This is a genomic window from Variovorax pasteuri (genome assembly GCF_051216435.1).
Taxonomy (GTDB): Bacteria; Pseudomonadota; Gammaproteobacteria; order Burkholderiales; family Burkholderiaceae_C; genus Variovorax.
Genome location: NZ_JBPJZS010000002.1, coordinates 805,840 through 825,374, shown reverse-complemented (window position 1 = coordinate 825,374; position 19,535 = coordinate 805,840). Strand labels below are relative to the sequence as shown.

The following is a 19,535-nucleotide window of genomic DNA, read 5'->3' as shown; positions in this document are numbered from 1 at the left end:
GCAACATGTGGGAGCTTTACCGTCGCTTTACGGCCCAGCAAAGAGCGCGACTACCATTCCGCGTGTACTACCCGGTCCGCACCTCCGTCCTCTCCGCACGCAACGTCCATGGAACAAGAAAAACAACCCGAGCCCCTGCCCGCCAACGTGTCGCCCACACACCCACCGGTGCGCAGGCGCCGCTGGGTGGGAGGCCTGCTGACCCTGCTGCTGCTCGCGGCGCTGGGCGGTGGCGCCTGGTATCTGATCCAGCGCTCGAAGACGCCCGTCGCCGGCCCCGGTGCGGGACCGGGGGGCGGCCCCCGCCCGGGCGGGCCGGGCGGCCCCGGTGGCCCCGGTGGAAGGGGCGGCGGCGCGGCCTCCAGCACGGTCGGCATCGCCACGGCCAAGCAGTCGGACATTCCGGTGCAGCTCGAGGCGCTGGGCACGGTCACCCCGCTGGCCAACGTGATCGTGCAGCCGCAGGTGTCGGGCGTGCTCACGGCCGTGCTGTTCCAGGAAGGGCAGATGGTCAAGAAGGGCGACGTGCTCGCCACCATCGACCCGCAGCCGTTCCAGAACGCGCTGGCGCAGGCCTCCGGCGCGCGGCAGCGCGACGAGGCGCAGATGGCCGCGGCGCGCGTCACCTTGCAGCGCTACCAGACGCTGCTGGGGCAGGACTCCATCGCCCGGCAGGACGTCGACACCCAGGCCGCGCTGGTCAAGCAGCTCGAAGGCACCGTGGCGATCGACCGCGCCAACGAGAACACCGCCAAGCTCAACCTCAGCTGGAGCCGCATCACGGCCCCTGTGAGCGGTCGCATCGGCCTGCGGCCGGTGGACGCGGGCAATTACATCTCGACCGGCACCACCAACGGCGTGGCGACCATCACGCAGATTGCGCCCATCGACGTGGAGTTCGCCATTCCGCAAGACCGCGTGCCCGAGGTGCAGGAGCGCCTGGCCCAGGGCGCCAAGCTCGACGCCACCGCCTTCGACCGCACCCGCACGCGCCGGCTGGCCAACGGCACCTTCGCCACGCTCGACAACCTGGTCGACACCGCCACCGGCACCGTCAAGGCCAAGGCCCGCTTCGCCAACACCGACAACGCGCTGTTCCCCAACCAGTTCGTCAACCTGCGTCTGCTGCTGCGCACCGTGAGCAGCGCGGTGGTGGTGCCCGTGACGGCGCTGCGCCACGGGCCCAACGGCGACTATGTGTACGTGCTGAACGACGACAGCACGGTGTCGCAGCGTCCGGTGACGCGCGGCGAATCGAGCGTGGACAACGTGGCGCTCATGTCGGGCCTGAAGGCCGGCGAGCAGGTGGTCACTGAAGGCGGCGACCGGTTGAAGGACGGCGCGCGCGTGCAGACCGCGGTCGACCGGCCGGCGGTGCCGGCGTCCGGTGCTACCTCCGGCGCGCGGCGCGGCAACCGGGGGGAGCGCAACGGTGAACGCGGCGGCGAGCGCGGCAGCGGCCGCCGCGAAGGCGGTTCCGGTGCGGGGGGTGCGCGCAGCGCGCCGCCGGCCGAATCGCCCACCTCGCCGCCCGCCACGTCGGTGCCGCCGGCCGCGCCCAACCTGACGCCGGGCAGCCCGCCGCAGCCGCAGGGCGGCGCGATCCGCTGATGCCGCCAGGCCCCTCAGTCCCCCAGAACGACAGCAAGCGCCGCGCCCGATGAGTCCCTCACGCCCGTTCATTCTTCGCCCGGTGGCGACCTCGCTGCTGATGGTCGCCATCGTGCTGGCCGGCCTGGTGGCGTTCCGCTTCCTGCCGCTGTCGGCCCTGCCGCAGGTCGACTACCCGACCATCCAGGTGCAGACGCTCTACCCCGGGGGCAGCCCCGAGGTGATGAGCAACACCGTCACCGCGCCGCTGGAGCGCCAGTTCGGCCAGATGTCGGGGCTGGACCGCATGAGCTCGACCAGCGCGGCGGGCGTGTCGATCATCACGCTGCAGTTCTCGCTGGGCCAGACGCTGGACGTGGCCGAGCAGGAGGTGCAGGCCGCCATCAACGCGGGCGGCTCGCTGCTGCCGGCCGACCTGCCGGCGCCGCCCGTGTACGCCAAGGTGAACCCGGCCGACGCGCCGGTGCTCACGCTGGCCATCACCTCGGACACGCTGCCGCTCACCGAGGTGCAGAACCTCGTCAACACCCGGCTCGCGCAGAAGATCAGCCAGGTGTCCGGCGTGGGGCTGGTGTCGCTCAGCGGCGGGCAGCGCCCGGCGGTGCGCATCCAGGCCAACACGCAGGCGCTGGCCGCCAACGGCATCGGGCTGGACACGCTGCGCACCGCCATCAGCGCGGCCAACTCCAACGGCGCCAAGGGCAGCTTCGACGGGCCCAAGCGTGCCTACACCATCAACTCGAACGACCAGCTGCTCACGGTCGACGACTACAAGAACCTCATCGTCAGCTACAAGAACGGCGCGCCGATCCGCATGGTCGACGTGGCGCAGGTGGTCAACAGCGCCGAGAACACCCAACTGGGCGCCTGGGCCGGCACCAAGGCGGCGGACGGCGGCGAAGGCAAGCTCACGCCCGCCATCATCCTGAACGTGCAGCGCCAGCCGGGCGCCAACGTGATCGCCACCGTCAACGCCATCAAGGCCCAGCTGCCCGAGCTGCAGGCCGGCTTTCCGGCCGGCCTGAAGATCGAGGTGCTGAGCGACCGCACCGCGGGCATCCGCTCCTCGGTGGAGCATGTCGAGATGGAGCTCGTGCTGGCCGTGGTGCTGGTGGTGCTGGTGATCTTCGCCTTCCTGGGCAGCCTGCGCGCCACCGTCATCGCCAGCATCGCGGTGCCCATCTCGCTCATCGGCACCTTCGGGCTGATGTACCTGCTGGGCTACAGCCTGAACAACCTGAGCCTGATGGCGCTGACCATCGCCACCGGCTTCGTGGTGGACGACGCGATCGTCATGATCGAGAACATCGCGCGCTACATCGAGGAGGGCGAGAAGCCCCTGCAGGCCGCCTTCAAGGGCGCCACGCAGATCGGCTTCACCATCATCTCGCTGACCGTGTCGCTCATTGCGGTGCTGATTCCGCTGCTGTTCATGGGCGACGTGGTGGGGCGCCTGTTCCGCGAGTTCGCGGTGACGCTGGCCATCACCATCCTGATCTCGGCCGTGGTGTCGCTCACGCTGGTGCCGATGATGTCGGCGCGCTGGCTCAGGCACGAGCCCAGGAAAGACCCGGCCGGCAACGGCTTCGGCGCGCGCGCCCAGCGGTTCTTCGACGGCGTGATGGTGCGCTACGACCGGTCGCTGCACTGGGTGATTGCGCACCAGCCGCTCACGCTGCTGGTGGCGCTGCTCACCATGGTGCTGACCGTGGTGCTGTACCTCACGATCCCCAAGGGCCTGTTCCCCACGCAGGACACCGGCCAGCTGCAAGGCCGCATCCAGGCCGCGCAGGACGTGTCCTTCGACCGCATGGCGCAGCTGCAGCAGCAGGCCGCGCATGCCGTGCTCGAAGACCCCGACGTCGAGAACCTCAGCTCCTTCGTGGGCGTGGACGCGGCCAACAACACCATGCTGCACACCGGCAGCATGCTCATCAACCTGAAGAAGAGCCACGGCGACCAGCAGGAGGTGATGGACCGCCTGCGCGAGCGGGTGCACCAGGTGGCCGGCGTCACGCTCTACCTGCAGCCCACGCAAGACCTGACCATCGACGCCGAGACCGGCCCCACCGAGTACCGCGTGTCGCTCGAAGGGGTGGACAGCGCGGTCATCACCGAGTGGATGAAGAAGCTCGTGGCCAAGCTGCAGGACTCGAGCAAGGTGCGCAACGTGAGCAGCGACGCCGGCGCGCAAGGGCTGGCGGCGTTCGTGAACGTGAACCGCGACACGGCAGCGCGCCTGTCCATCACCGCGAGCACGGTGGACGATGCGCTGTACAGCGCCTTCGGCCAGCGCATCGTCTCGACGATCTTCACCGAGACCAACCAGTACCGGGTGATTCTCGAGGCGCAGCCCGGCCTGGTGAACACGCCGCAGACGCTGGGCCAGCTGAACCTGATCGCCGGCTCGGGCACCGCCACGCCGCTGTCGGCCATTGCCGAGATCTCCGAGCAGCAGGCGCCGCTGCAGATCACGCACGTGGCGCAGTACCCGGCGAGCACGCTGAACTTCGACACCGCGCCCGGCGTTTCGCTCGGGTCTTCCGTCGATGCGATCCGTGCCGCAGCGAAGGAAATCGGGTTGCCGAGCAGCGTGACGATGACCTTCCTCGGTGCTTCAGGCGCTTATGAAAAGTCGCTTTCCAACCAGCTGTGGCTGATTCTGGCGGCGGTGGTGTGCGTGTACATCGTGCTGGGGGTGCTGTACGAGAGCTACGTGCATCCGCTGACCATCCTGTCGACGCTGCCTTCGGCGGGGGTGGGCGCCTTGCTGGCGCTGATGATCACCGGCAACGACCTGGGGGTGATCGGGATCATCGGCATCATTTTGCTGATCGGCATCGTGAAGAAGAACGCGATCATGATGATCGACTTTGCGATCGATGCGGAGCGCAATCAGGGGAAGTCGGCGCGGGAGGCCATTCACCAGGCTGCGTTGCTGCGCTTTCGGCCTATCTTGATGACGACGCTGGCGGCCTTGTTTGCTGCGGTGCCGTTGATGCTGAGTTTTGGGGATGGGGCGGAGTTGCGTCGTCCGCTGGGGTTGGCGATTTTTGGGGGGCTGATTGTCAGCCAGCTGCTGACCTTGTTCACTACGCCTGTCATTTATCTGGCGTTTGATCGGCTGGGTGGGGGGAACACTCGGCGTGTGGTTGAGGAGGAAGCGGTTTGAATCTGCTTTCTTGCTGCTTAGTTTTTTTCCCGGGGCCGGGACTCGCCCCGGCGGGCGACTTACTTTCTTTTGCTTCGCCAAAAGAAAGTAAGCAAAGAAAAGGCGACCCCACTGTCTGCGACCCCTGCGCTGCGCTACGGGGCAACCTGCGGTGCTCGCGTTTCGCGGGGTCTCGCAGAACTCGCTTCGCTCAAACAGCTGCGAGCCCTGATCCGCGAAACACTGCGCTCCTCGGCGCAGCCAGAGGGGGTGGGAACCACCCGGGCCATTGCTTCGCTCGGCCAGGCCGCCACAGGCGCTGCGCGCCTGCGGCGGTTGGTATTGGATCTTCAGTCTTGGCTGCTGGCTGTTGGTTATCCGTGGCCGAGCGCAGCGATGGCCTGTCCGTTTCTCCAATCCCTTCTGGATGCGCCGAGGAGCGCAGCGTTTCGCGGATCAGGGCTCGCCCTTGTCTGAGCGAAGCGAGTTTGGGCGAGACCCCGCGAAACGTGAGCACCGCAGGTTGCCCGGAGCGAAGCGCAGGGACGCAGCCAGCAGGGTCGCCTTTTCTTTGGCTACTTTCTTTTGGCGAAGCAAAAGAAAGTAGCTCGCCCGCCGGGGCGAGACCCGGCCTCCGCCCTCCGCAAGGAGCGCGACCATGAATCTGTCGCTCCCCTTCGTCAAGCGCCCCATAGGCACAGTGCTCCTGACCATCGGCATCGCACTGGCCGGCATAGCAGCCTTCTTCGTCCTGCCGGTATCCCCGCTCCCCCAAGTCGACTACCCAGTCATCTCGGTCAGAGCGTCGATCCCCGGCGCAAGCCCGGAAACGATGGCAACCAGCGTGGCTACGCCGTTAGAGCGCCACCTCGGCACCATCGCAGGCGTCAACGAAATGACCTCCACCAGCTCGGTGGGTTCAGCCCGTGTCACCCTGCAGTTCGACCTGAGCCGCAACATCGACGGCGCCGCGCGCGAAGTGCAGGCCGCCATCAACGCCAGCCGCGTCGACCTGCCCGCCACCCTGCGCAGCAATCCGACCTACCGCAAGGCCAACCCGGCCGCGTCCCCGGTCATCATCCTGGCACTCACGTCCAAGACCAAGACGCCGGGCCAGATCTACGACGCCGTCTCCAACATCGTCAGCCAGCGCCTGTCGCAGGTCGACGGCGTGGGCGACGTGGAGATCGGCGGCGGCTCGCTGCCCGCGGTGCGCATCGAGCTGTTGCCGTTCGCGCTCAGCCGCTACGGCATCAGCACCGACGACGTGCGCGCCGCCATCCAGGCCTCCAATGCCAACCGGCCCAAGGGCACGGTGCAGGGCGACGGCCGCAAGCTGCAGATCTACACGCAGACGCCAGCGTTGCGCGCCAGCGACTACGCCTCGATGGTCATCGCCTGGCGCAACGGCGCCGCGGTGCGGCTGCAGGACGTGGCGGAGGTGCTCGACGGCGTGGAAGACACGCGCACGCTGGGCCTGTTCAACGGCGAGCCCGCGATCATCGTGCTCATCACGCGGCAGCCCTCGGCCAACATCATCGAGACGGTCGACAGCGTGCGCGCGCTGCTGCCCGAGCTGCAGGCGCAACTGCCGCCCGACGTCACGCTGCAGGTGGCCTCCGACAGCACCAACTCCATCCGCGGCTCGCTGCGCGAGGTGGAGTTCACGCTGGTCATCTCCGTGATCCTGGTGGTGCTGGTGGTCAGCCTGTTCCTGCGCAGCGTGCGCGCGACCATCGTGCCGGCCGTGGCCACGGTGGCGGCGCTGCTGGGCACCTTCGGGGTCATGTACCTGCTGGGCTTCAGCCTGAACAACCTGAGCCTGATGGCGCTCACGGTGGCCACCGGCTTCGTGGTGGACGACGCCATCGTGGTGCTCGAAAACACCAGCCGGCACATCGAATCGGGCATGACGCGCATGAAGGCGGCGCTGCTCGGGGCGAAGGAGGTGGGCTTCACGGTGCTGTCGATCAGCGTGTCGCTGGTGGCGGTGTTCATTCCGCTGCTGTTCATGGGCGGGCAGGTGGGCCGGCTGTTCCGCGAGTTCGCGATCACGCTGTCGGCGGCGGTGCTGATCTCGCTGGTCATCTCGCTCACCACCACGCCCATGATGTGTGCGTGGCTGCTCAAGCCGGGCGGCGAGCATGACAAGAACAAGCCGCAGGGCCGCCTGGGCCGCATGGCCGCGCGCAGCTACGACTGGGTGCTCAAGCGCTACGAGACCAGCCTCGACTGGGCGCTCGACAGCAAGGCGCTGGTCATGCTGATCCTGGTGGCGGTGGTGGGGCTGAACGTGTATCTCTTCAGCGCCGCGCCCAAGGGCTTCTTCCCGCAGCAGGACAGCGGGCAGCTCAACGGCGGCCTGCGCGCCGACCAGAGCATTTCGTCGCAGGCGCTCGCGGCCAAGCTGCGGCAGGTGGTCGACATCATTCGCGCCGACCCGGCCGTGGACACGGTGGTTGGCTTCACCGGCGCGGGGCGTGCCGGGGGCGGCTTCATGTTCGTCAACCTGAAGCCGGCCAGCCAGCGCAAGGACAGCGGCCTGGCGGTCATCGCGCGGCTGCGCCCGCAGCTCGCCGAAGTGACGGGCCTTCGCGTGTTCCTGGGCACCGTGCAGGACGTTCGCTCGGGCGGGCGCGCCAGCAACTCCACCTACCAGTACACGCTCAAGAGCGACAGCCTGGCCGACCTGCGCACCTGGGCGCTGAAGCTGTCCGACGAGCTCAAGCAGCAGCCGGTGCTGACCGACGTCGACACCGACCAGGACGAGAACGGCGTCGAGACGGTCGCCAAGGTCGACCCCGACAGCGCGCGCCGGCTGGGCCTCACGTCCACGTCCATCGACAACGCGCTGTACAACGCCTTCGGGCAGCGGCAGGTGGCGACCATCTACACGGAACTGAACCAGTACCACGTGGTGATGGAGTGGGCGCCGCGCTACACGCGCAGCCCGAACGCGCTGAAGGACATCTACGTGCCGGCCACCAAGACCTCGGTGGTGGCGGGGCAGACGGTGACCACGCAGGTGGCGGCATCGAGTGCCACGGCGTCGACGTCCTCGTCGACCTCAAGCGCGTCATCGAGCGCCGCCAGCACCGCGGTGCCTGTGTCGGCCAATCCGGCGCTGCGCAATGCGTCGTCGGGCAACGTGCTGAGCAACACGGCCACCAGCCTGGTGCCGCTGTCGGCGGTCGCGAAGTTCGAAGAGCAGTCGGTGGCCACCTCGGTGAGCCACGAGGACGGCGAGCTGGCCACCACCATCTCGTTCAACCTCGCCGAGGGCGCCAATCTGGGCGACGCGCGAGAGGCCATCGCCAAGGCCGAGGCCAACATCGCCATGCCCACCAACGTGCGCGGCGCCTTCGCCGGCACGGCGGCGAGCGCGCAGCAGTCGCAGAGCCAGCAGGTGATGCTGATCTTTGCGGCGCTGGTGGTCATCTACATCGTGCTCGGCATCCTGTACGAAAGCCTGGTGCACCCGATCACGGTGCTCTCGACGCTGCCGTCGGCCGGCGTGGGCGCGGTGCTGGCGCTGCTGATGTTCCGCATGGAGTTCTCGATCATTGCGCTGATCGGCGTGTTCCTGCTGATCGGCATCGTGAAGAAGAACGCCATCTTGATCATCGACTTCGCGCTGGAGGCCGAGCGCTCGCGCGGGCTCACGCCGCTGGAGGCGGTGCGAGAAGCCTGCCTGCTGCGCTTCCGCCCGATCCTGATGACCACGCTGGCCGCCGCCCTGGGCGCGCTGCCGCTGGCCATCGGTTTCGGGGAGGGCGCCGAGCTGCGCCGGCCGCTGGGCGTGGCCATCATCGGCGGGCTCATCGCGAGCCAGCTGCTGACGTTGCTGACCACGCCGGTCGTCTACCTGCTGATGGACAAGCTGCGCCGCCGCAGCAAACACGAACATGAACTGAGCCGTGCAACGCCTGCCTGAGAACAACACCGCCATGAACGCACTGCTTTCCGCTTCCCGCTTCTCGCTTTCGGCGCTCGCGCTGGCCGCGGCCCTCGCCGGCTGCGCCGTCGGTCCGCGCTACGAGCAGCCCACCACCGCCTTGCCTGCCAACTGGAAAGAGATGCAGACCGCCGAAGGCTGGATGCCCGCCGCGCCGGCCGATGCGCTGGACCGTGGCGAATGGTGGAAGCTGTTCGGCGACCCCACGCTCGACGATCTCGCCGGCCGCGTGCAGGTGTCCAACCAGAACATCGCCGCGGCGGTGGCCAACTACTCGCAGGCCCAGGCCCTGGTGCGCGGCGAGCGGGCGGCGCTGTTCCCGTCGGTCGCGTTCGACGGCTCGGGCAAGCGCACCGGCACGGTGGGCGGCAGCAGCAGCTCGAGCCCGTCGAATGCGTTTTCCGCGTCGCTCGGCGCCAGCTGGACGCCCGACGTGTGGGGCCGCCTGCGCGAAGCCGTGAGCAGCGCGCAGGCCAGCGCGCAAGCCAGCGAGGCCGACCTCGCCGCCGCGCGGCTGTCGGCCGTCGGCGACCTGGCGACCAACTACTTCTCGCTGCGCGAGGCCGACGCAGAGATCGTGCTGCTGGACGAAACCATCCAGGGCTACCAGCGCGCCTTCGACATCACGAGCAACCGCTATGCCGCCGGCATTGCCGCGCAGACCGACGTGCTTCAGGCGCAGACCCAGCTGGTCAACGCCAAGGCGGACCGCGTGGGCCTGCAGCGCACGCGCGCCACCTACGAGCACGCCATTGCCACGCTGCTGGGCGTGGCCCCCGCGGACTTCAGCCTGCCGGCCGCGCAGTGGACGCCCAGCGTGCCGGGCGTGCCGACCGGCGTGCCCTCGACGCTGCTGCAGCGCCGGCCCGACATCGCCGCGGCCGAGCGCACGGTGGCGTCGGCCAACTCGCAGATCGGCATTGCGCGCGCGGCCTACTTCCCCAGCATCAACCTCACCGCCTCGGTGGGCAGCAATGCGAGCCGCGTGAAAGACCTGTTCAGCTCGGCCAACTCGCTGTGGTCGCTCGGCCTGTCGGTGGCGCAGGTGGTGTTCGACGCGGGCGCCATCGCCGCCAATGTCGATTCCGCCAAGGCCGGCTACGAATCGAGCGTGGCGCGCTACCGCCAGACCGTGCTCACCGCCTTCCAGGCGGTGGAAGACCAGCTCACCGCCAGCGCCACGCTCGCGCAGCAGGAGGGCCTGCGCCGCGAGGCCTCGGCGGCGGCCGACAAGACCGAACAGCAGCTGCTCAACCGCTATCGCGCAGGCCAGGTGAGCTACACCGACGTGGTCACGGCGCAGGCCGCCGCGCTCAGTGCGCGGCGCACGCTGGTGCAGTTGCAGGTGAACCGCCAGACCACCGCCATCGCGCTGATCCAGGCGATGGGCGGCGGCTGGCAGGCGGGGTGGATGGGCAGCAGTGCCGGCGTGCAGCCAGCGGACACCGCCACCACGCCGCGCGCGCAGTGAACGGCTGATCTGGCGGGCGGGTCCTGGGCCCGTCCTTTCGGCCCGGTGGCCGCGCCGGGGTGCGGGCCCAAACGCCACGGCATCGAATTTCTACGGGAACTGGGGATATGAAGCGCGGGCGGCGCACCGTACGATCCGGCCGGCCCTTTTCCGGCTGTCTTCTGTTTCCGATTTTCGATGACCCCTCCCGACCCTGGCCAGACACGCGCCTTGTCCGTGGCCGAGACACTGCGCAACCGCATCTTCGACGGCGTGTTCGCGCCCGGCTCCCATCTGATGGAGACCACGCTCGCCAATGAACTCGGCGTGTCGCGCACACCCGTGCGCGGCGCCATGGCGCGGCTGGCCGACGAGGGGTTGCTGGTCTATGTGCCCAACAAGGGTTTCCAGGTGCGCCGCTTCAACGCCAAGGACGTGTTCGACGCCTTCAGCGTGCGTGCCAGCCTGGAAGGCATGGGCTGCCGCCTGATCGGCGAGCGCGGCCTGGACGCCGAGGTGCACGCACAGCTGCAGGCCATGGTGGCCGCGCAGCAGGAGCTGCTGCAGGGCGAGGAGTGGACGCAGTCGCATGCGCTGCGCTGGCACGACATGAACCTCGATTTCCACCGCAAGCTGCTGGCGGTGGCGGACAACCGCTGGCTGGCCGAGGCCGTGCAACGGGCCTGCCAGCTGCCGATCATCTTCGACAGCCGCCTGCGCCCGCACCAGCGCGATGCGTCGATGCAGCTCTCCCGCCAGACCCAGGCGATGCAGGCGGTCGAGGAGCACGGTCGCCTCGTCGAGGCGCTGGGCCAGCGGGACGCCGCCGCCGCCGAGGCCATCATGCGCGACCACATCACCGGCAACCGCGACCTGCTGGTGTACCACCTGCGCAAGAACGCCGCCCAGGCCCGCGCGCTGGCCTAGCCGCCGCGTGCCGGCGGCGGTGCCAGGTAGGCACCCGACTCGAACAGCTGTGCCTCGGCCTGGTCGATGCGCCGCACCACCGGTTTGCCGGCGCGGCTGGCGAGCAGCTCGACCAGCGCCTCCGACAGCGCCACGCCGGCCGCCACCGAAGGGAAGAACGAGGGGCTGTGGATGGTGAACAGCAGCGTCTCGTCGGCCAGCAGCGACAGCGGCGAGGTCACGCTGTCGGTGATGGCCACGATGCGGCAACCGGCCGCCCTGGCCGCCTGCGCCACCTGCAGCGCCTCGCGCGAGTAGGGCGCAAAGCTCGCCACCACCAGCGCGTCGCCCTTGGCGAAGGCGCGCTGCTGCATCTCCAGCGAGCCGCCCTGGCCGTCGACCAGGTGCACGCTGGCGCGGAAGATGCGGTAGACGTAGACGAACGAAAAAGCGATCGGGAAGCAGGCGCGAAACCCCGCGGCATGCACGGCCGGCGCTTTTTCGATGAGCGCGCAGGCCTTCTGCAGCGCCTGCTCGCTCTGCCGGTGCGTGGCCTCGAGGTTGCGGCGCTGCACCTCGAACATTTCCCCGGTCAGGCTCTGGTCTTTGGCGCGGCCGACGAGCTGCTTGGCGCGGCCGCCGTAGGTCTCGCTGCCCAGGCCCATGTCCGCGGCAAAGGCCTCCTTCAGCTGCGGCCAGCCCTCGAAGCCCAGGTGCTGCGCAAAACGCACCAGGGTGGCCGGCGTGCTCTGCGAGCGCGTGCCCACGTTGCGCATCGAGCCGGTGACGACCTCGTTCGGATGGTCGAGCAGGTAGCGCGCCACCTGTTGCAGCGCGGGGCTGAGTTCGTTGAAACGCTGGCGGATCTGGTCTCTGGCGCCCATGGCGGTGTCTCTCTTCGGCTGTCGTTGGAACAAATGTACCGGACGGGATTTTCTGGAACAGTTGACGGAACGAATGTTCCAAACAATAATTCATCCGTAACGTTGGTTCCAACCCCCTCAGACCCCATGACGCACGTCTTCCACCGCCATCTTCGCCAGACCCCGCCTGTTGCCGCCGGCTCCCACGGCATGTACATCCGCGACGCGGAAGGCCGCGAGTACCTCGACGCCTCGGGCGGCGCGGCGGTGTCGTCCCTGGGCCATGCGCACCCCGAGGTGCTGGCCGCCATGCATGCGCAGCTCGACACGCTCGCCTACGCCCACACCAGCTTCTTCACCAGCGAGGTGGCCGAGCAACTGGCCGACGAGCTGATCGGCGCCGCCCCCGAGGGCATGAGCCACGTGTACCTGGTGAGTGGCGGCTCCGAGGCGGTGGAGTCGGCGCTGAAGATGGCGCGCCAGTACTTCGTGGAAATCGGCCAGCCGCAGCGCACCCACTTCATCGCGCGCCGCCAGAGCTACCACGGCAACACGCTGGGCGCGCTGGCGGTGGGCGGCAACGCCTGGCGGCGCGAGCCCTTCGCGCCCATCCTGGTGCCGGCCACGCATGTGTCGCCGTGCTATCCGTACCGCGAGCAGGGCGAGGGCGAAACTCCGGAGCAGTACGGCCTGCGCCTGGCGGCGGAGCTGGAGGCAGCCATCCTCGCGCAAGGCGCCGACCGCGTGATCGCCTTCGTCGCCGAGACGGTCGGCGGCGCCACGGCCGGCGTGCTCGTGCCCGTGCCGGGCTACTTCAAGGCGGTGCGCGCGGTGTGCGACAAGTACGGCGTGCTGCTGATCCTCGACGAGGTGATGTGCGGCATGGGCCGCACCGGCACGCTGCACGCCTGCGAGCAAGAGGGCGTGGTGCCCGACCTGATCACCATCGCCAAGGGCCTGGGCGGCGGCTACCAGCCGGTGGGCGCGGTGCTGGCGCAGCGCCGCATCGTCGAGGCCATGTCGCAGGGCAGCGGCTTCTTCCAGCACGGCCACACCTACCTCGGCCACCCGATGGCCTGCGCCGCCGCGCTCGCGGTGCAGCAGGTGATCCGCCGCGACGGCCTGGTCGCCAAGGTGCGCGACGACGGCATCGCCTTCGGCGCGATGCTGCAGGCGGCGCTGGGCACGCACCCGCATGTGGGCGACATCCGCGGGCGCGGCTTCTTCTGGGGCCTCGAGCTGGTGGCCGACCGGGCGAGCAAGGCGCCGTTCGATCCGGCGCTGAAGCTGAACGCCGCCGTCAAGAAGGACGCCATGGCGCGCGGCCTGCTGTGCTACCCCTTCGGCGGCACGGTGGACGGGCGGCAGGGCGACCACGTGCTGCTGGCGCCGCCCTTCATCGCCACGCGGCAAGACCTGCAGACCATCGCCGGGCGGCTGGCCGAATCGATCGACGCCGTGACGCGCGCGGCCATGCGCTGAGCGCCTTTTTTCTCCTCGCTTTTTCTTCAACCGTCGTTCCAAGGAGCGTTCCATGCCCAAGCTACGTCTGCCGTTTTCTAGCGGTGCCGCCGCGCTCGCGTTGGCCTTTGCCGCCCTGTTGCCCGGCACCGCCGCGCAGGCGCAGGAAGGCGACACGCTCGCCAAGATCAAGGCCAGCGGCGCCATCACCTTCGGCTACCGCGAGTCGTCGTTCGGCTTCTCGTACCTCGACGGCAACCTCAAGCCCGTGGGCTACAGCATCGAGATCTGCAACCGCATCGTCGAGGCGGTGAAGACCGAGCTGAAGCTGCCGGCCATCGAGGTGAGGTACCAGGCCGTCACCTCGGCCAACCGCATCCCGCTGGTGCAGAACGGCACGGTCGACATCGAGTGCGGCTCCACCACGAACCTGGTCGAGCGGCAGAAGCAGGTGGCGTTCTCGCCGGACATCTTTCGCTACAACGTGCGCATGCTGGTGAAGGCCGATTCGGGCATCAAGAGCATCGCCGACCTGCAGGGCAAGACGGTGGCCACCACCACCGGCACCACATCGTTTCGCCTGCTGCGCGAGGCCGACCGGGGCCGCAGCCTGGACGTGACCAACCTCGCGGGCAAGGACCACAGCGACTCGTTCCTGCTGGTGGAAAGCGGCCGGGCGCAGGCCTTCGTGCTCGACGACATCCTGCTGGCCGGGCAGCTCGCCAACGCGCGCAACCCGAAGGACTTCCTCATCACCGGCGAGAGCCTGCGCACCGAGAACCAGTCGCTGATGTTCCGCAAGGACGACCCGGCCTTCAAGGCGTTGGTCGACCGGGTGGTGTCGGGCATGATGAAGTCGGGCGAGATGGAAAGGCTGTACGCCAGGTGGTTCATGTCGCCCATTCCGCCCAAGGGCATCAACATCAACTACCCGCTGAATGCCGAGACGAAGGAGGCGTTTGCCAACCCGTCGTCCAAGGGCATCTAGGTGCATCTGAGCCGTCCGAACCCATGACACGCATTGCCCTGATCCACGCGCTCTCGCATTCCGTCGCGCCCATCAACGAAGCCTTCGCGCGCGACTGGCCCGAGGCGCTGCGCATGAACCTGCTCGACGACAGCCTCTCCGCCGACCTGGCACGCGAAGGCAAGGGCCTGGATGCGGCCATGCACGAGCGTTTCCAGCGCCTTGCGCAGTACGCGGTCGACACGGGCGCGCAGGGCATCCTCTTCACCTGCTCGGCCTTCGGGCCGTGCATCGAGGCGGTGGCGCGCAGGCATGCGGGCATCGCGGTGCTCAAGCCCAACGAGGCGATGATCGACGAGGTGGCGCAAGGGCAGGGCCGGCTCGGGCTCATTGCCACCTTCGCGTCCACGCTGGCGTCGATGCCGGGCGAGTTTGCGCAAGGCACGCCGCTCGAGCTGGCGCTGGCCGACGGCGCGCTCGACGCGCTGAACGCCGGCGACACGCAGCGCCACGACGCGCTCATTGCCGCACAGGCCGCGGCGTTGCGCGAGCGCGGCTGCACGCGCCTTGCGCTCGCGCAGTTCAGCATGGCGCGCGCGCGTGCCGCGTGCGAGGCCGCGAGTGGGTTGCCGGTGTCGACCACGGTCGACAGCGCGGTGCGTGCGCTGCGCCGCCGCACCGGTTAGAGCAGGTCAGGTCAGGCCAGGGCCCAGGCTAAGGCGCGCGCGCGTTCTCGATGATGGAGAATAGCGCCGTGATGGCAATCTGCGCCGCGTCGCTGCGCCCCAACGGCCGTGTGAGCGCGGTCTCGCGGTCGGTGGCCTGCAGTCCCTGCGACAGGCGGCGGTAGATATCGGCCGAGGGCAGCGTCGCCGAACTGCCGAGCGCGTCGCAGTAGGTGCCGGTCAGCACGGCGGTGAGCGCTTCGCTCTGCGCGTTCGACAGTTTCATGCCGTCGCCCGGGAAGACCGCGGCGATGCAGTGCATCAGGTAGGCCTGCGTTTCGAGCGAGAACGACTGCTGCCGCACATAGCACTCGACCGCCGCCCAGAACAGCGGCTCGGAGGTGCGGCGCCAGCTTTCCAGCACCTTGCGCGCCTTGGCCACCAGGTCGGCATGGGCGTCGCCCGGCTCGCTCGGCCGCAAGGCCAGCCCCTGCAAGGTCAGCGCCACGTCGGGCCCGGATGCGCCCAGGATGAAGCTCCAGAACTTCCAGCGGGCATACCACTTCTTGTCGTGCGCGGGGTCCAGCGGCTCCAGCAGCCAGAAGTCGATGCTCTGCGCCGCGTCGCTGCACTGGTCGGCCGTGTGGCCGTCGTCCAGGTCGAGCCGCGGCATGCCCGACTGCATCCGGTCGGCCGCGATCTGCCCCTGCGCCACGATGCCCGCGCTCGAGCGGCCGATGTCGAACAGGCGTTGCATCAACTGGCGCAGTTCGTTGCCCGACGCACCGGTGGCCTGGGTCACGCGCCGTACCGACTCGCATTGCTCGCGTTCGATGTCCTGCGCGTTCTTGCGCCGGTCCTCGCAATGGTCGTCGGCGGTGGAGACGTGCTCTTCGAGCCCATTGCCGTGGGTGAAGGTCTGCATGGGTGAAGCTCCTGTGGACCTCGGGTCCGGTTCATTTGTGACTATGTGTCAACCAAATGCCGAGGACCATCACCCGAATTGGGTATCCTGCGCGCCACCTGAACCCGACCTGACCAGCCTCCTCGCCATAATTGCCGCTCTTTCAAGGAGTACGCGTGGACATCGTTTTGCTGGTCAAGGCCGCCATCATGGGCATCGTGGAGGGGCTGACCGAATTTCTTCCGATCTCGTCGACCGGCCATCTGATTCTTGCGGGCTCGCTGCTCGGCGGCTTCGGCGACGACCGGGGCAAGGTCTTCGAGATCGCGATCCAGACCGGCGCGATCTTCGCTGTGATCCTGGTGTACTGGCAGAAGATCCGCTCCACCGTGGTGGCGCTGCCCCGGCAGCCCAAGGCGCAGCGCCTGGCGCTGAACATCTTCATCGGCTTCCTGCCGGCGGTGGTGCTGGGCCTGCTGTTCGGCAAGGTCATCAAGGCGCACCTGTTCATTCCGACGGTGGTGGCCAGCACCTTCATCATCGGCGGCTTCATCATCCTGTGGGCCGAGAAGCGCCCGCCCGGCTCGGTGCGCGTCGAGCACGTGGACGACATGACGCCGTGGGACGCCCTCAAGGTCGGCCTGGTGCAGTGCTTCGCGATGATCCCGGGCACCAGCCGCAGCGGCTCGACCATCATCGGCGGCATGCTGCTGGGCCTGTCGCGCCAGGCGGCGACCGATTTCTCGTTCTTCCTGGCCATTCCCACGCTGATCGGCGCGGGCGTTTACAGCGTCTACAAGGAGCGCGCGGCGCTGTCGATGGCCGACATGCCGCTGTTCGCGGTGGGCCTGGTGTTCTCTTTCATCAGCGCCTGGCTGTGCGTGCGCTGGCTGCTGCGCTACATCAGCAGCCACAGCTTCGTGCCGTTCGCCTGGTACCGCATCGCCTTCGGCATCGTGGTGCTGGCGACCGCGTGGAGCGGCGCGGTGGTCTGGGCGGACTGACGAAGCGCAGCGCAGGGCCGCGAGCGGCCCGCTCCCTCTAGGTGGCGAGCGGCATGCGCAGCGCCACCTGCGTTTCGCCGGGGCGCGACTGCAGTTGCAGCTCCGCTCCCAGCCGGCGCGCCCGCGCGCGCAGGTTGCGCAGGCCGGCGCCTGCATTCCGGGCTGTGTCCTCCACCGCGAAGCCGCGGCCGTCGTCGCGCACGCTGAGCCGGAGTTCCGCGCCGGCGCGCACCACGCTCACGTCCACGCGCTGGCTGGCGCTGTGCTTGAGCACGTTGGTCAGCGCCTCCTGCAGGAAGCGCATCAGGTCGAGGCTCTGCGAGGGCGGCAGTTCGAGCGTGTCGATGTTCGACACCTTCCAGCGGCAGTCGATGCCGTTGGCGTCCAGCAACTGCGCGCTGCGGTGGCGCAGCGGCGCCAGCAGCTCGCCCAGGGCGCGGGCACCGTCGTCGCGGCCGGTGGCGTCGATGATCAGCCGCAGGTCGTCGCGCAGGCGCTTGAGCATGGCCAGCAGCTCCGGCGCGCTGAGGTTTTCGGGCGTGCGCTCCAGCGTGGCGATGCTGCCCACCAGCATGCCGCCCAGGCCGTCGTGCAGGTCGCTCACCAGGTTCACGCGCTCGCCGATGCGCGCATGCGCCAGTTCCAGCGCATGCTGCTGCGCCAGCGTGGCGGCCAACTCGGCCTTGGCGGCGTTCACCTCTTCGATGAGCTCGGTGTTGAAGTTCTCGATGCGCCGCAGGCTCTGTGCAAAGCGCGCGGCCTGCGCCAGCGCCATGCCCAGCAGCAGCACGTACGACGACATGTTCGTGTAGTAGATGTTGCTGTCGATCACCTGCGTGAACACCAGCAGGTCGTGCGCGCCGGTGATGGCGGACAGCGCCATGAAGGGCGCGAGCGATCGCATCGGGCTGCCGCGGTGGCGCCAGGCGTGCACGATGGCGACGCTGTTCACCACGATGATCGTCAGGCCGCCCACCAGCGTCCAGAGCGCGCGGTGCGCCGCCAGGCCGGCCAGCGGCGCGACCCACAGGTCGGTCACCCCGGCCGCCGCCACCAGCAGCGCCGCGCCCTCCAGGCGCGGCATGCGCCGTTGGCAGTAGCGCAGCGCGAACACCAGGTAAGACAGGCTGAACACCAGCAGCAGCGAGGTGTTGAGCGCCTGCCAGCCGTGGTTGGACGCAAAGGGCCACGGGCTGGTCGCGATCTGGTTGTAGGCGAACAGCAGCCACAGCACCGACATCGCCGCGAACCAGCCGTAGGCCGTCTCGCGCCGGCGCAGCCACCACCAGGCGGCGAAGAAGGCCGAGACCGCCGCACTCACCGCCAGGCCCAGCACCTGCAGGTCGTGGCGCAACAGCTGCTCGTGCGCGAACCCGGCTTGCGTGGCCGCCGGCGTGCCCAGTTCGACCGGCCCCAGCCCCGCCTGGTAGACCGACAGGCCCGACACGCGCACCAGCAGCGTGTTGGTGCCCGCGCGCAGCAGCGGCGGCGCCAGCAGCCAGTGGCGCGGCGTGTTCCAGGCGCGCGTGAGCGGCTCCACCAGGCTGGCGTCGCGCGAAATGGGCGTGCCGTTGAGCGACACCTCGCCGGCCATGTTCAGGTAGTGCAGCAGCAGGCCGGTTTCACGCACCTGTTCGGGCTGTGTCCAGGTCAGCCGGTACCAGACCACGCCGTCGAAGCCGGGCCAGCGCCGCGCCCAGCTGTCGGGCAGGGTGACGGGCGTCCAGCCTTCGGCGGGCGGCGCGGTGTCTTGCCACCCGGCGCCGCGCACGGCCTCGACGTGCAGGGCCGGTGCAGCCGCGGCCTGCGCCCAGGCCGGGCCGGCTGCAAGACAGACAAGCAGCGCGCCGATCAGCGCAGCAAGCCATGCCGCCGCGCCTGGAACACGGCTTCGGTGCGCGAGTTGACGGCCAGCTTGCGGTAGATGTTCTTGGTGTGGCATTCGACGGTCAGCTTGGAAATCGACAGCATCTCGGCCATTTCTCGGTTGCTCAGGCCTTGCGACACGAGTTCGAGGATCTTGTGTTCGCGCGGTGTCAGGGCCGAGAGGAGTGCATTCCCGGGCGCATTTCCGCGCGCCCCGGCCGCCGCCGTCGCGGGCGCCGGCGCTGCCGCCACCCAGGCGAGGATGCGCCGCGCGATGGTCGGGTCGATCGGTGCGCCGCCTTGCTCGATGCTGCGCAGCGCCATGGCCAGCTCGAGGTCGTCGCGCTCCTTCAGCAGGTAGCCGATGGCGCCCGCGCGCAGCGCCGCAAAGATGACTTCTTCGGTGCGCCAGGCCGAGATCACCACCGCCGGCACGCCCGGGTGGTGCGCCTGCAGCCAGCCGATCAGTTCCACGCCGCTGCCGTCGGGGAGGCCGATGTCCACCAGCGCCACGCTGTAGCGGTGGGCGCCCAGCAGCTGCTGCGCGCCGGCCACGCTGTCGGTCACCGCGATGTGCGCGTCGTCGCAGCCCAGGGTGGCCAGCACATGGCGCAGGCGCTGCTGCATCTGCGGGTCGTCCTCGACGATGAGGGCGGGGCTCAGCGAGACGGGGTCGGCGTCTTCAACGGGGAGAACGGACATGGGCGCAAGGGCTCCGGGCAGTTGGCGGAC

General features: G+C 69.1%; 13 protein-coding genes. 9 read left to right on the top strand and 4 right to left on the bottom strand.

Features of this window, described 5'->3' with window-relative positions:
• The first annotated feature begins 108 nt into the window (after positions 1-108).
• The 5 genes from ACSFBM_RS10950 to ACSFBM_RS10930 all read left to right on the top strand — a co-directional run bounded on the left by ACSFBM_RS10950 (position 109) and on the right by ACSFBM_RS10930 (position 11,094).
• On the top strand, positions 109-1,611 hold the full coding sequence (locus ACSFBM_RS10950) for an efflux RND transporter periplasmic adaptor subunit (RefSeq protein ID WP_435484353.1): 1,503 nt from the start codon (positions 109-111) through the stop codon (positions 1,609-1,611).
• Between the two features lie 49 nt (positions 1,612-1,660).
• The gene (locus ACSFBM_RS10945) at positions 1,661-4,783 is read left to right on the top strand and encodes an efflux RND transporter permease subunit (protein WP_435484352.1); all 3,123 of its coding nucleotides are present in this window, start codon (positions 1,661-1,663) and stop codon (positions 4,781-4,783) included.
• A gap of 637 nt (positions 4,784-5,420) precedes the next feature.
• A complete protein-coding gene (locus tag ACSFBM_RS10940; protein WP_435484351.1) occupies positions 5,421-8,696 on the top strand; it encodes an efflux RND transporter permease subunit in 3,276 nt (1,091 codons plus the stop codon).
• Between the two features lie 13 nt (positions 8,697-8,709).
• On the top strand, positions 8,710-10,188 hold the full coding sequence (locus tag ACSFBM_RS10935; RefSeq protein WP_435484350.1) for an efflux transporter outer membrane subunit: 1,479 nt from the start codon (positions 8,710-8,712) through the stop codon (positions 10,186-10,188).
• Positions 10,189-10,365: 177 nt separating this feature from the next.
• Positions 10,366-11,094, top strand: coding sequence for a GntR family transcriptional regulator (locus ACSFBM_RS10930; RefSeq protein ID WP_435484349.1), 729 nt, complete (start codon positions 10,366-10,368; stop codon positions 11,092-11,094).
• On the opposite strand, the gene ACSFBM_RS10925 is transcribed toward ACSFBM_RS10930, so the two are convergent.
• Positions 11,091-11,957 carry a MurR/RpiR family transcriptional regulator gene (locus ACSFBM_RS10925; protein WP_435484348.1) on the bottom strand — a complete coding sequence of 289 codons (867 nt, stop codon included), beginning with the start codon at positions 11,955-11,957 and terminating at the stop codon, positions 11,091-11,093. The genes ACSFBM_RS10930 and ACSFBM_RS10925 overlap by 4 nt on opposite strands.
• Before the next feature lie 126 nt (positions 11,958-12,083).
• On the opposite strand from ACSFBM_RS10925, the gene ACSFBM_RS10920 reads away from it, so the two are divergent.
• The 3 genes from ACSFBM_RS10920 to ACSFBM_RS10910 are packed head-to-tail and all read left to right on the top strand — an operon-like array spanning position 12,084 to position 15,050.
• The gene (locus ACSFBM_RS10920) at positions 12,084-13,418 is read left to right on the top strand and encodes an aspartate aminotransferase family protein (protein WP_435484347.1); all 1,335 of its coding nucleotides are present in this window, start codon (positions 12,084-12,086) and stop codon (positions 13,416-13,418) included.
• A gap of 52 nt (positions 13,419-13,470) precedes the next feature.
• Entirely contained in the window at positions 13,471-14,385 is a 915-nt protein-coding gene (locus tag ACSFBM_RS10915) for a transporter substrate-binding domain-containing protein (RefSeq protein WP_435484346.1), read from the top strand.
• Between the two features lie 23 nt (positions 14,386-14,408).
• The gene (locus tag ACSFBM_RS10910) at positions 14,409-15,050 is read left to right on the top strand and encodes an aspartate/glutamate racemase family protein (protein ID WP_435484345.1); all 642 of its coding nucleotides are present in this window, start codon (positions 14,409-14,411) and stop codon (positions 15,048-15,050) included.
• Between the two features lie 28 nt (positions 15,051-15,078).
• Here the strand turns inward: ACSFBM_RS10910 and ACSFBM_RS10905 are convergent, their stop codons facing one another.
• Positions 15,079-15,954: a hypothetical protein gene (locus tag ACSFBM_RS10905; RefSeq protein ID WP_435484344.1), complete on the bottom strand. Its 876-nt coding sequence runs from the start codon at positions 15,952-15,954 to the stop codon at positions 15,079-15,081.
• Between the two features lie 155 nt (positions 15,955-16,109).
• Between ACSFBM_RS10905 and ACSFBM_RS10900 the strand changes: the two genes are divergently transcribed.
• Complete coding sequence (locus ACSFBM_RS10900) at positions 16,110-16,937, top strand: undecaprenyl-diphosphate phosphatase (protein ID WP_435484343.1); 828 nt, start codon at positions 16,110-16,112, stop codon at positions 16,935-16,937.
• Between the two features lie 37 nt (positions 16,938-16,974).
• On the opposite strand, the gene ACSFBM_RS10895 is transcribed toward ACSFBM_RS10900, so the two are convergent.
• Positions 16,975-18,879: a sensor histidine kinase gene (locus ACSFBM_RS10895; RefSeq protein ID WP_435484342.1), complete on the bottom strand. Its 1,905-nt coding sequence runs from the start codon at positions 18,877-18,879 to the stop codon at positions 16,975-16,977.
• Positions 18,789-19,505: a response regulator transcription factor gene (locus tag ACSFBM_RS10890; RefSeq protein ID WP_435484341.1), complete on the bottom strand. Its 717-nt coding sequence runs from the start codon at positions 19,503-19,505 to the stop codon at positions 18,789-18,791. The genes ACSFBM_RS10895 and ACSFBM_RS10890 overlap by 91 nt, the downstream gene beginning before the upstream one ends.
• Positions 19,506-19,535 lie beyond the last annotated feature (30 nt).